We start from the raw sequence: 12,672 nt of genomic DNA, 5'->3' as shown, positions 1-12,672 counted from the left end.
TTGAAAAAACTATTGGAAGTTTTACGGAGCAATTGAATGACCGACACGACCCTAAGCCAGCCCACGGCCTCCCTTGGCGTTGGCTCCATCATCGGCGAGAGCTTCTCGATCCTCCTCAAGCATTTCATTCAGGTCGTCATCGTCGGCTTCGTGCCGAACCTGATCGGCTTCCTGATTTCCGGCCTGCTGGTCGGCTTCGGCGCCGCACTCGGCATCCAGCCGCAGGAGTTCACCGGCCCCGGCAGCGCTGTTGCCAACGTGCTGTCGATCCTCGTCAGCATGGTGGTCTATTCCATCACCACCGCGCTTCTGGTGCAGCTTGCCTATGACGCGAAACTGTCGCGCCCGGTACAGCTTGGCCGTTACTTCGGTCCGGCCCTGAGTGCTGTCGTGCCGCTGGCGATCCTCTCGATCGTCGTCTCGATCCTGGTTGGTATCGGCCTGGTCCTGCTGGTCGTTCCTGGCCTCTGGGTCTATGCGGTATTCGCCGTCATGGCACCGGCCGTGGTGATCGAACGCGCCGGCTTCGGCGGTCTTGGCCGCAGCAAGTATCTTACCAAGGAATACCGCTGGCCGATCCTGGGTGCGCTGGTTCTGGCCATCATCTGTGCCACCATCATCAACATCGTCGCTCTGTTCGTCGTCGGCCTCGTGGCCTCGGCCGGCAGCATCGGCATGGTAATCGGCATCATCCTGTTCGCTGCCATTTCCACAGTCGGCGCAGGTTTCCTGAGTATCCTTGTTGCACTGATTTATGCGCGCCTGCGTGAAATCAAGGAAGGCGTCAGCGTCGACCAGATCGCATCTGTCTTCGACTGATTGCCCTGCAACGCGGGCAAACCGCGCTGCTTTTTGAAATTGTCCGGCAAGCGGGTCCGGACACCACAGCACCCGGGGCAAGCCCCGGGTGTTTTGTCTTTGAGCAAAGACAAGGCGGGGAATTTTCCTTGCATCATAACAGTGCGGCCAACTAACAAGGTTCAACCCAACCTGCCGCCGGAGCATTCCCCTGAGACTGATTGCCGAAAACCTGACCATCGATCGCGGCGGACGCCGGGTGTTTCAGGACCTGTCCTTTGATCTTCCCTCCGGCACGGCGCTGGTCGTGACGGGCGCGAACGGCATCGGCAAGTCGTCACTGCTGCGGACGCTGGCAGGTCTTGTCGCGCTGGCTGGCGGCACACTTCGGCTGGAACAGGGAGAAGCCGATCGGTCGCCGGCTGAACACGCCCATTATTTCGGCCATCAGAACGCGGTCAAGGCAGCGCTTTCCGTGCTGGAAAACCTGACGTTCTGGCAAGGCTTCACTTCACCGGTTTCGACATCTGTCTTTGGCGCAACGGCAATGTCTCCCGAGACCGCGCTTGATCTCCTCGGCATAGGCCACACGACAGACCTGCCGGCAGGATTTCTCTCCGCCGGCCAAACGAGACGCCTGGCCCTTGCCCGGCTTCTGGTCACGCCACGGCCGATCTGGCTGATGGATGAGCCGACGTCGGCGCTCGACAAGGCGTCGGAAGGCCAGCTTCTGGACCTGATGAACGGACATCTGGCCGCCGGCGGCATGATCATAACCGCTACCCACACCGATCTGGCCCTTGCCAGAACCAAGATCCTGCATCTGCGCACCGCTGATCCCGTTTCGCTGCACGAGGAGGATCTGCCCGCATGAGTTCCTGGGCTGTTGTGCTGTTTTGGCGAGATCTTCGGCTGTCTGTGCGCGTCGGCGGCAGCGCGCTTGTCGGTGTGTTGTTCTTCCTGGCCGTTGTCACCGTCATTCCCTTCGGCGTCGGTCCGGATCTGAACCTGCTTTCCCGCATTGGTCCTGCCATCTTGTGGATCGGCGCGCTTCTGGCGACGCTCCTCGGGCTGGACCGGCTGTTTCAGGCTGATCGGGAGGACGGCACGCTGGACCTGATGCTGATGGCCGGACGGTCGCTGGAACTGCTGGTGCTGATCAAGTGCCTGGCGCACTGGGTCGCAACGGGTCTGCCGCTGGTGATCGCCGCCCCCCTGCTCGGCATCTTTCTCAATCTCGACCCCGTCGCCACGGGTGCCGTCACGCTCACGCTGCTGGTCGGCACACCGGCCCTGACGCTGATCGGCGCCATCGGCGCGGCCCTTACCGTCTCGTTGCGCCGAGGCGGTCTTTTGTTGGCCGTACTGGTGATACCGCTGGCCATTCCCGTGCTGATTTTCGGCGTCAGTGCCGCGGATGCCGCTATTCATGATCCCGTGCCGTTTCTGACGCCGTTCCTGATCCTGTGTTCGCTGTCGCTGATTGCGGCGGTGATCGGCCCGCTTGCCGCTGCCGCGGCGCTCAGGTTTGCAGGAGATTGACGGCAATTTGACACCGCGCAATGCACCCTGCGGCATACTCGTCCATTGAAGCGGACAACGCTCTAGATTAGAACGGTTCCATGGCAATTTGGGATTATGCAAATCCGACGCGATTTTTGAGGCTGGTCCAGGTGGTTATGCCCTGGCTTATCGGCTTGTGCGTCATTGCGTTCGCCGCCGGGCTCTACATGAGCTTCTTCGTTGCGCCTGAAGACTATCAGCAGGGCGACACCGTGCGGATCATGTATATTCACGTGCCGGCCGCCTGGCTCAGCATGATGTGCTATTCCGTCATGGCGCTGTCCTCACTTGGCACCCTTGTTTGGAAACACCCGCTGGCGGATGTTTCCGCCAAGAGTGCGGCCCCCATCGGCGCGGCCTTCACCTTCATGGCACTCGTGACCGGATCGCTCTGGGGCAAGCCCATGTGGGGCACCTACTGGGTCTGGGACGCGCGACTGACGTCGGTCCTGGTCCTCCTGATCATGTATCTCGGCCTGATGACGCTCTGGCGCACGATGGAAGATCCGATCAAGGCCGGCAAGGCAGCAGCCGTGCTGACGCTTGTCGGCGCGCTGAACCTGCCGATCATCAAGTTTTCGGTCGACTGGTGGAATACGCTTCACCAGCCGGCCAGCGTCATGCGCATGGACGGCCCGACCATTCATCCGGACATTCTCTGGCCACTGCTGGTCATGGCGATCGCCTTTACGCTGCTGTTCTTCGTGTTGCACCTGATGGCAATGCGTAACGAGATCCTGCGCCGCCGCGTGCGTGCCCTGCGCCTGCGCGCAGCCAGCGCTGCCCAGCCGGGCACAGCGGCAGCCACGGCTCAGCCTGCGGAGTAATTCTCATGGATCTAGGCCCACACGCTGGCTTCATCTGGGCGTCCTACGGCCTTTGCCTGCTCACGGTCATCGGACTGATCGCCTGGGTGCGCATCGACAAGGCCCAACAGGAAAAAGCCCTCAAGGACCTGGCCGCCCGGGGCATTTCCCGCGCCCGGCCGGCCGGTGAAGGAAAAGCAAGCTCATGACGTCCCACGATACCGGTGCCGGCCGGCACGGGCAGCAGACTGCCAAACGCGGTTTCCCGGTTCTGGTGCTGCTGCCCTTGGTGGTGTTTGCAGCGCTCGCCGCCCTGTTCCTGTTTCAGCTGACCCTCGGCGGCGATCCGCAGAAAATTCCCTCCGCACTGATCAACAAGCCGGCGCCGGAATTCGACCTGCCGCCGGTTGAAGGCCTCACCGATGGTGACACCGCCGTTGCCGGGTTCTCCCGTCAGGATCTCATCGGCAAGGTTTCCGTCGTCAATGTGTTTGCATCCTGGTGCGTGCCCTGCCGCCAGGAGCACCCGCTTCTGGAAGAGCTGGCAAAGGTCGAGGGCATCCAGCTTCTCGGTATCAACTACAAGGACAAGCCGGAAAACGCGCGCCGCTTCCTGGGTAGTCTCGGTAATCCGTATCAGCGCGTCGGCGCAGATACCGCTGGCCGCACAGCGATCGAATGGGGTGTCTACGGTGTGCCGGAAACCTTCGTCGTCGATGGGGAAGGCACGATCCGGTACAAGTTCATTGGTCCGCTGAGCCCCGAAACCTATTACGACGTCTTCCTGCCGGAACTGCAGAAGATCATGGACGGCAACAAATCCTGATCTTGCCAACCTTGTGGTGCCTGCCAGTCACCTGCGCAGGCCATTGTCCCCGCTGATTGTTTGCGGTGACAACGGCGAACCGGCGAAGCCCCATTTACAAATCGCCACGGGGCCGTTCTAAAGTCCGGATCATCTTTTTCAGCCGATTCCGGAGAGGCCCGTCTTGAAAGTACTTGTGATCGGCGGCTGCGGGTTCATCGGGTCTCATGTCGTGGACAAGTGCCTTCAGCAAGGCCTGTCGGTGCGGGTCATGGACACCCGGCCGGAACTGTACCGGCCGCCGCTTCCCGGTGTCGACTACGTCTTCCACAGCCTGTCCGATCATCACCGGCTTGCCGACACCCTGTCCGGTGTGGATGCGGTGGTGCATCTGGCCAGCACGACCGTTCCCTCGACCTCGAACCTCGATCCGGCGGCCGACATCTCCGGCAACCTTGTTCCCACGGTTCGTCTTCTGGAAGCCATGCGGGCAAGCGGAACGAGGAAACTCGTCTTCTTTTCCTCCGGTGGCACCGTCTATGGCATCCCGACAAAGGATCCGGTGCCGGAAGATCATCCGCTGAACCCGATCTCATCCTACGGCATCGTCAAGCTGGCGATCGAACAGTACCTGCGCATGGAACAACAGCTCCACGGGCTGGAGTTCGTCGCCCTGCGACCGGCGAACATCTATGGACCGCGCCAGGCACAGGTCGGCCTTCTGGGCGTGATCGGAACCTATCTGCGCAAGGTGGCGGAGGACGCCCCCATCGAAATCTGGGGGGACGGCAGCGTCGTGCGCGACTTCGTTCACGTCGAAGACATTGCCGACCTGTGTCATCGCGCCCTGACCTCCGGCGCGTCCGGCTGCTTCAACGCCGGAAGCGGCGAAGGCACGTCCATCTCGCAGATCGTCGACATCATCGGCCAGACCACAGGTCGCACCCTGGAACCGGTCTACAAGCCGGGCCGCAACTTCGATGTGCCACGGGTGGTGCTGGATATTGCCAGGGCACGAGCGACATTCGGCTGGCAGCCTGCCGTTCCCCTGCGGCGGGGCATCGGAGAAACGTGGGAATGGGTGAAGCAGCACAGCGCACCTTGATGTGCCGTTGGCGCGGGAACCTGCAGAAGATCTTCGACTGACTGAATCGGACCCGCCGCATCAGTTCATTTACCCATAATAAAACCGACGCTGGCATAGATTCCCCGGAAACCTGCGGTCATTAGTGTCCCCGGGTCAATCGAGGGGATGATTTGCGCATGAACGTGACCGACAGCGCGGCAAAGGTTCGACTGGAACAACTGACCGGACTGCGCTTCTTCGCAGCCTTGCTGGTGTTTGGCGTTCATTTCCGCTGGGATACCAGCGGCAACTTCGTCAGGACAATCGCCGAACAGGGCTATGTCGGCGTCTCGTTCTTCTTCATCCTGTCCGGCTTCGTGCTGACGCAATCCTACAAGACGAGAATCCTTGCCGGCGCGATGTCCTTTCGCGACTACTTCCTGCTGCGCATTGCCCGTCTGACACCGCTGCATTTCCTCACCGGATTGCCGTTTCTCTATTTCTCGATCATGCAGGTCGAGGCGATCTACTCGGAAGAATTCAGCGTCATCAAGACGGTTCTGAACCTGACCTACCTGCAGAGCTGGATTCCGGTCTCCTCGATCTATTTCTCTCTCAACGCACCGTCCTGGTCGCTGTCGGATGAAATGTTCTTCTATGTGTGCTTCTTCGGCCTGGTCGCGTTTTCACCGCGAAAGCTCGTGGCGGTGACCCTGGGGCTCGGTGTGGTGGTGTTCGTTTCCGCCTTGCTGGTTCAGGTATTCCTGGGCGATGTGATCTTCTTCGGCAAATACCCGTTCTCGCATTGGCTGTTCTATATCTTTCCCGGCTTCCGAATTCTGGAGTTTCTGGTCGGCATGGTTCTGCATGAGGTCTGGCGTCGCGGCGTCCGGCTGCCCGGCGCAGTGCAGCCACTCAGCTATCTTCTTCTGTTCCTGGCGATGTGGCTGGCACCGGATGTCCCGGATCCCTTCCGCTATTCCCTGTTCTACCTGCCGGTCATCACACTGTTCTTCTATGCACATCTGACGGAAGGCGCCGCACTCACACGGGTGTTTGCAACCCGCCCGCTCGTGCTTCTCGGCAATGCCTCTTTCGCCTTCTACCTGGTTCACCAGCCGTCGCTTCACCTGATGAACATCTTCCTCAGGCCGTCCATACCGGCGGATATCATTTTCTTTCCGGTATCGCTGTGCATTACGGCAGCGTTTTCGATCTTCCTCTACCGCATTTATGAGATGCCGGCGGAGCGCGCGCTGAAATCGTGGGTCAAGGGAAAGCGGTCCGTACCAACACCGAACGAGGCATCGTCCTGACCCGTCAGAATCCGCGTCTCGCGGCGGCAAACCGCTTAACATTATCTCAATGCTGACCGCGGATTATTGCGGTGAACCGGCCAATTTCAGGCCGGATACCGCCAGCCGCCACCGGTCAGATTGGCGCCAACCATGAGTATTCTTGTTGCTTTCCGAACTCGTCCTTTCCGCCCTGACTGATGTAATCCTTGCCTGCGTGCTGTTTTTTCTCGCCGGCCTGAGCCTGCGTCCAGGCATTCAGACCTTCTCGCCCGCCTGGATCTGGAGCCTGACACTGGCATTGATCGGACTTGCCTCGATGCTGGGTGCCATTGACCACGGGTTCTTCGAAACAATCGGTCACGAAGCGCACCGTCCGCTCGTTATCGCAACGCGCATCGTCATCGTTCTGGGCAGTCTCAGCATGATCGTCGCGGCCAGCTTTCAGTATCTGTCCTCGCCGCTTCGCCAGGGATTTGTGGCTGCCGGCGTCCTGGGCGCACTCTGGCCGGTCTTCATGATCCTGACCTCCGACGATTTTCTGTCCGTGATCCTCTATTATTCCGCCGGCCTGATATTCCTGCTGGTGCTGAGCGTTGTCCGGTTCCGCCAGAACAAGGGAACGCTGCCGATGATCGCCGGCATCCTTCTCACGTTGGGCGTATCAGCGATGATCCCGATGCAGAGCCCGGGCTTCTGGGGTCTTGGCCTCTATGGCAGCTACCATGTCCTGCTGATGCCGATCGTCGTGCTTCTGTATTTCGGCGGCCGCTGGTTCAGGACCACGAGGTAGGGTAACCCCATGCGCACGGCTTCCATCCCCGTTGAAGAAAAGGTCCAGGAAACGGAAGATCTTGAAACGATCTTTCATCGGATGACGGAGTTCATGCCGCAGCGGGTCGCCGATGCGGTGCGGGCGGCCTCGCGCAGGGTGCCGGTCGCGGCGCATCAGGACGTCATCGTCGAGGGCGAGACAAGCGACGGGCTCTACATCGTTCTCGAAGGCACCTTCGGCATCTATCGCAAGGGCGACGGAACAGCCTCGGACCACCGTGTTGCGGAAATTGGGCCAGGGCAGCCTTTCGGCGAAATGGCACTTCTTGACGGTGAACCACGCTCTGCAACCGTGCGTGCCGAAACAGCCGGTGCCGTGCTTGAAATCGAGCCGGAGCGGATCCTCGAACTGGCCGACGGCGAAGCCAGGCTTGCAGAGTTCAAGGGGGCTCTGGCGTCCTTCGTGACACGTCGCATGCGCGCCTCCACGCAGGAGCATGTCGCGGCCCTGCAGCGTGAACTGGACCTCCGGAACGAACAGCAGCAGTTCGGCAAGTTTTTCGTCTATTCGCTGATCATGATGTCCATCGGCACGCTGGTGAACAACGTCCTGGCGCGGACGATCGTCAACGTGGACGTCTATACCGAAGTCTTCGCCTGGCAGTATCTCGCCATCCTGATGGTGCCAAGCCTCTTTGTCATCCGGCACATGGGCATCTCGATTTCGGCGCTCGGGCTGACAACCGTCGGCCTGAAGAAGTCCCTGATCGAGGGCGCGATCATTTCGGTCGGGCTTTGCATCTTTGCCTGGGGACTGGCGGCAGTGCTCAAATATTTCGGCGCGCTGCCCGGCAAGCCACTGCCCTTCAACCTGCTGGGCACGCTGAGCTACTTTCTTCACAGCGCCCTGCAGGAAATCATCGCCAGAGGCTTTCTGCAGTCTTCCTTCCAGCGTTTCCTGGGAGACCAGGGCAAATGGCGGTCGGTCCTTCTCGCCTCGGTGCTGTTCGGAATGTTCCACCTTCATTTCGGCATTCCGGCCGTGCTGATGACAATCGGCACCGGATTTATCTTCGGCTGGATCTACATCAGGCATCAGAACATCGCCGGTGTGATCCTGATTCACTACATGATGGGTGTCGCGGCCTTCAATACAGGCTTGATCTGAGACGCAAGCCTAAGCTAGTGCTGCTTGCTCGACCCTATCGCTGCAGGTTGGAACGACATGATTGCCCGTGACTATTTCATACCGCGACCAGCCATCTATTATCGCGATTTCTGCTTTTATCTGGCGCTTTTTGTCGTCGGGTTTGCGTGGGGTCTGAACGCCTCCTGGCCGACGGTTATCCTGCCCTGGCTGCTGGCGACATTCGGCCTGCACCGCGCGGGCCTTTTCTGCCACGAAATCGTTCACATCAAGGACGAGAAGCTGCGCGGTTTCCGGGCGCTCTACACCTGGACCGTGGCACTCATCGTTATGGTTCCGCCGCTTCGGTTTCAACTGCCTCATCTGGCCCATCATCGGCTCGGCATTTTCGGAACGCCCGAGGATCCGCAATACCCGCTGGTGCGCGGCAATGCGTTTGCCATGGCCATGGTTCTGCTCGTGATCCCCTTTGTGGTGCCCTTTACCAACCTTCTGATGACGGTGACCGCCGCGCTCGGTGCGTTCCGGGTCGAAGCTGCGCTCGATCGCTGGGCGACGGAGAAACTCGGCTTTTCGCTCAGCTCCACCCTGACATCGGAACAGCAGGCCGAAGTAAGCCGGCATGCCCGGGTCACGCTCGCGCTCTTCATTGCTGCAATCATCTTCTTCCCCGCGGCGCTGCCTTTCTATTATGCCGTCCTGGTTCTGGGCTGGGCGCTTTTGACCGCGCGCATTCCGCTGGAACATGAACTGGAACGCCTGGCCGAAACCTCCGGACGGGAAGACCAGATGATCGACAGCTTCACGATCGAGTCTCCGCTGGCCCTGATCGTGCAGCCGGTCGGGTTCCGCTTTCATACGGCGCATCACATGTATCCCGGGGTGCCTTATCACAATCTGCCCGCGCTCCACGAGGAGCTGAAGCGCACCATTCCCGAGTACCGGGACAGCATCATTTCGCTTTGGACTGCGATCAGCGGACCCAAACGCCGTCCTGCAAATTCTCTTCATTGATTTAGAAAGCCCGCCGATGAAAGACGTTATCCGCCAGCTCGCAGAAGCCATGTCTGCGGCCTCTCCCGATGCGCAGTTCGAGGTCCGCTACTGGGACGGAACCGGCTTCTCCATCGGGACCGAGCCCGAGTTCATTCTGCATTTCAAGAACGAGCGGGCTCTCTCCAGGGTGCTTTCGGATGCCTTCATGGGCTTTGGCGAGAGCTACATGCTGGGCGATATCGAGGTGGAAGGCGACATCAAGAAGCTCTTCTACCTGGGCTTTGCCATCGATTTCGCGGAACGGCCCATGTCGTTGATGCTGCGGATCAAACTGGCCTTCCACTTCTTGCGCGCACGCAACACCATTGCCCGCTCGCGCGAGAACATTTCCTTCAGCTACGACATCGGCAACGATTTCTACGAGATCCTGCTCGGAAAGGGCATGATCTACACCTGCGCCTATTTCACTTCGCCCGACAACACGCTGGATGAAGCACAGAACAACAAGCTGGAACTGGTTTGCCGCAAGCTGTGCCTGAAGCCGGGCGAACATGTTGCCGATCTCGGTTGCGGCTGGGGCGGCTTCCTGATGTATGCCGCCGAAAACTACGGCATCACGGGCGTAGGCTTCACCATTTCGGCAGAACAGCGCGACTATGCGATTCAGAAGATCGCCGAGCGCGGCCTCTCCGACAAGATCGAGATCCGCCTGCAGGACGCCCGCGAAGCGGACGGCCTTTACGACAAGGTTGCCTCGATCGGCATGGTCGAACACATGGGCAATGCCCAGATCGCACCGGTCTTCGAACGGATCGCGCACATTCTCAAGCCGCAGGGCCTTGCCTTCGTCCACACGATCGGCAACGAAATCCCCCGGCCGGTCGACCCCTGGATCGACAAATACATCTTCCCGGGAACTCAGGCATCGCCGCTGACGACCATGGTCGAGGCTGCCGGCAACAATGATCTCTACATGATCGACCTTGAGAATATCCGGCTGCACTATCCGCCGACGGTCAAATACTGGCTCGCCAATTTCGACGCCAATATCGACCGTATCCGCGAAATGTATGACGACACCTTCGTCAGAAGTTTCCGGCTGTATCTGGAAGTCGCAAGTTCCTCCTTCAGCTGGGGCGACAACCGGCTGTACCATCTGCTGATGACCAGGGGCCTGAAAAACGATGTCCCGATGACCCGGGAGCATCTGGTTCTGCCGAAGTCCGGCTCTTCCCCGGCCGGTACATCCTCAGAAGGTGGTGCATGACGGAACCCGTCCATGTGGCAGTGATCTATACGGATGCAGGCGGTGGCCACAGGGCCAGCGCCTTCGCCCTGAAAGCATGCCTCGAAGGGTCCGGCAGATACCGGGTCAGCCTCATAAATCCCTATACCTCGCTGATCCCGCATCTCGACCTCTTCAGCTGCTTCGGATCACGCACAGGCGAGAATATCTACAACGAGGTCATCTTGCGTCAGGGACGTACCGGCCTCACCTGCTGGCTGTTTTATGCAGCCTTGCGCCTGAACTACGTCTTCTGCGAACCGCCGGCCATCAGTATTCTTGCCCGGCATTTCGAGGACATTCGCCCGGACATCGTGCTGTCGGTCATGCCGCTCGGCAACCGGGTGATGCTGGAGGCGCTGAAACGCTACCGCGCTGGCATAACGGAAGGCCCGCTGCCGGAAGGCGCAGTCATGATCACGGACTGGGCAGAGCTGGCGAAAGGTGTCTGGTTTCCCAACCGGGCCGACTACCACGCAATTTGTGGCACGCAGGACGCCCTGCGGAATGCCGAAAAACTGCCGAAGCTTGCCGGCAAGATCCATGCTATGGGCGGCTTGCTGATCCGGCCGGAATTCACCGACCCCACCCAACGCTCCAGCCGGGAAGCGCTGAACCTCGATCCTTCCAGACCTGTCGTGACCGTGCTCTATGGTGCCCAGGGCAGCATGCGCATGATCGAACTGGCAACCGCGATGCGCGACATCCCGCATAACGCCCAGGCGGTGTTTCTTTGCGGCCGGAACGAAGCGCTTGCCGATCAGCTGCGCGCCATGGACCTGCCGTTTCCGGTCCAGGTTCTCGGGTTTACCGACAAGGTCGCCCAGTATCTTTCCGCCAGCGATCTCTTCATCGGCAAGCCGGGTCCGGGCAGCACCAGCGAAGCCATGGCACTTGGCGTATCCATGCTGCTCGACAAAAGCCTGGCGCTGCCGCAGGAAGCTGCCGTCCTGCGCCACGTGACGAAGACGGGAACCGGACTGGCCTTTTCGACGGCCTCCGATTTCGGCGAGAGTTTCAAGGCGGCCATGTCCGCCATCGAGAGCTGCCAGGCGCGGCAACCGGTTGCCGCCAACACATCGCCCGTCGACATTCTTGAGATCATGGACCGCATCGGCGCTTCCCGTGTTCCGGCAGCAGGCTCCTTGCAGCCGGCCGGTGAATTGCCGCGCGCCCGGCACGTGTCCAGAGCCTGACCGATGCCTGAGGACGATCAGGGCCCTGTGACGGGCGGCAGCCGCCCTCAAGAGCACAGCCTGAAGATCAGGATCGTCTACAATCCCCGCACGGGCCGCAAGCGCGAGAAGCGCTTCAAGGCGGTATTGGCGCTGCTTGAGGCAGGCGGCCACACGAGCGAAATCCTGATCACGACAAAGGCGGGCGATGCCGCCGGTTTCGTTCGGGAAACGACTTCCGACGACGTCGATATCCTGGCAATCGCCGGCGGCGATGGCACGATCAATGATGCAATCCAGGGAGCCGGCCCGCAGACGCCGCCTCTGGGGCTCATACCGCTCGGCACGGCGAATGTGCTGGCGCACGAACTCGGCATCGGCACGGATCCACACCGGATCGCGAACTGCCTTGTGGAAGCGCGTATCCTTAAGATCCGGCCGGGCCAGGTCAACGGGCACCGCTTCATGATGATGGCCGGCATCGGGCTGGACGCCCAGGTTGTTTCGGATCTCAGCCGCGCCACCAAGACCCGCTTCGGCAAGGCCGCCTATCTGATCGAAGTTTTCCGGACACTGCGGCGATGGACCTGCCCGCCGGTGGACGTCCGGCTGGACGGTGAGCCCGAAAGGGCAGCGACACTGATCGTCAGCCGAGGCAAACGATATGGCGGGACATTTGTCCTCGCACCGAATTGCGACCTCGCCAACCCGTCTTTTTGCGCAACGATATTTCCTCCAGGCAGCGCTCTTTCTGTCTTCGGACGCTTTCTGCTGATACCGGCAGGCCTGCTCCTGCGGCTTGGTCTCGTTGCCCAACAGCCGGCCAGAACAGTCGATATCCTGGGTCCCCTGGGCGACCCGATACAGGCCGACGGCGACATCGTCGCGCATGCCCCTGCGCAGATCTCGGTTTGCGAGCAGCCGATACGCCTGTGCGTCCCGGTGTCCCGGCGATAATACGA

The 12,672-nt window shown here is 60.5% G+C and carries 14 protein-coding genes; all 14 read left to right on the top strand.

Annotation, left to right across the window (positions count from 1 at the left end; all coding sequences use genetic code 11):
• Positions 1-36 precede the first annotated feature (36 nt).
• On the top strand, positions 37-819 hold the full coding sequence (locus FIV03_RS07990) for a hypothetical protein (RefSeq protein ID WP_023002746.1): 783 nt from the start codon (positions 37-39) through the stop codon (positions 817-819).
• A gap of 238 nt (positions 820-1,057) precedes the next feature.
• Positions 1,058-1,672 (top strand): heme ABC exporter ATP-binding protein CcmA, encoded by a 615-nt coding sequence (ccmA, locus tag FIV03_RS07985; RefSeq protein ID WP_353622184.1) that lies wholly within the window; start codon positions 1,058-1,060, stop codon positions 1,670-1,672.
• Positions 1,669-2,340, top strand: a complete 672-nt coding sequence (ccmB, locus tag FIV03_RS07980) for a heme exporter protein CcmB (protein ID WP_152509184.1) — start codon at positions 1,669-1,671, stop codon at positions 2,338-2,340. The genes ccmA and ccmB overlap by 4 nt, the downstream gene beginning before the upstream one ends.
• Before the next feature lie 80 nt (positions 2,341-2,420).
• Positions 2,421-3,188 carry a heme ABC transporter permease gene (locus tag FIV03_RS07975; RefSeq protein ID WP_152509183.1) on the top strand — a complete coding sequence of 256 codons (768 nt, stop codon included), beginning with the start codon at positions 2,421-2,423 and terminating at the stop codon, positions 3,186-3,188.
• A 5-nt stretch (positions 3,189-3,193) separates the two neighbouring features.
• A complete protein-coding gene (gene ccmD, locus FIV03_RS07970) occupies positions 3,194-3,376 on the top strand; it encodes a heme exporter protein CcmD (RefSeq protein WP_152509182.1) in 183 nt (60 codons plus the stop codon).
• Complete coding sequence (locus FIV03_RS07965) at positions 3,373-3,993, top strand: DsbE family thiol:disulfide interchange protein (protein WP_152509181.1); 621 nt, start codon at positions 3,373-3,375, stop codon at positions 3,991-3,993. Before ccmD ends, FIV03_RS07965 begins: the two co-directional genes overlap by 4 nt.
• Before the next feature lie 163 nt (positions 3,994-4,156).
• Positions 4,157-5,077: an NAD-dependent epimerase/dehydratase family protein gene (locus FIV03_RS07960; protein ID WP_152509180.1), complete on the top strand. Its 921-nt coding sequence runs from the start codon at positions 4,157-4,159 to the stop codon at positions 5,075-5,077.
• A 158-nt stretch (positions 5,078-5,235) separates the two neighbouring features.
• The gene (locus tag FIV03_RS07955; RefSeq protein ID WP_152509179.1) at positions 5,236-6,354 is read left to right on the top strand and encodes an acyltransferase; all 1,119 of its coding nucleotides are present in this window, start codon (positions 5,236-5,238) and stop codon (positions 6,352-6,354) included.
• A gap of 142 nt (positions 6,355-6,496) precedes the next feature.
• Positions 6,497-7,126, top strand: a complete 630-nt coding sequence (locus FIV03_RS07950; RefSeq protein WP_152509178.1) for a hypothetical protein — start codon at positions 6,497-6,499, stop codon at positions 7,124-7,126.
• A 9-nt stretch (positions 7,127-7,135) separates the two neighbouring features.
• Entirely contained in the window at positions 7,136-8,275 is a 1,140-nt protein-coding gene (locus FIV03_RS07945; protein ID WP_152509177.1) for a cyclic nucleotide-binding domain-containing protein, read from the top strand.
• Between the two features lie 57 nt (positions 8,276-8,332).
• Positions 8,333-9,268 (top strand): fatty acid desaturase, encoded by a 936-nt coding sequence (locus tag FIV03_RS07940; protein WP_173013804.1) that lies wholly within the window; start codon positions 8,333-8,335, stop codon positions 9,266-9,268.
• A gap of 16 nt (positions 9,269-9,284) precedes the next feature.
• Entirely contained in the window at positions 9,285-10,517 is a 1,233-nt protein-coding gene (locus FIV03_RS07935) for a cyclopropane-fatty-acyl-phospholipid synthase family protein (RefSeq protein ID WP_152509175.1), read from the top strand.
• Positions 10,514-11,731 carry a glycosyltransferase gene (locus FIV03_RS07930; protein ID WP_152509174.1) on the top strand — a complete coding sequence of 406 codons (1,218 nt, stop codon included), beginning with the start codon at positions 10,514-10,516 and terminating at the stop codon, positions 11,729-11,731. The genes FIV03_RS07935 and FIV03_RS07930 overlap by 4 nt, the downstream gene beginning before the upstream one ends.
• A 3-nt stretch (positions 11,732-11,734) precedes the next feature.
• Positions 11,735-12,667 carry a diacylglycerol kinase family protein gene (locus tag FIV03_RS07925; protein ID WP_152509173.1) on the top strand — a complete coding sequence of 311 codons (933 nt, stop codon included), beginning with the start codon at positions 11,735-11,737 and terminating at the stop codon, positions 12,665-12,667.
• Positions 12,668-12,672 lie beyond the last annotated feature (5 nt).

This window comes from Labrenzia sp. THAF187b (assembly GCF_009363375.1).
Taxonomy (GTDB): Bacteria; Pseudomonadota; Alphaproteobacteria; order Rhizobiales; family Stappiaceae; genus Roseibium; species Roseibium algicola.
Note: the sequence above shows the minus strand (reverse complement) of the source record. Positions and strands in the feature narration are given on the sequence as shown.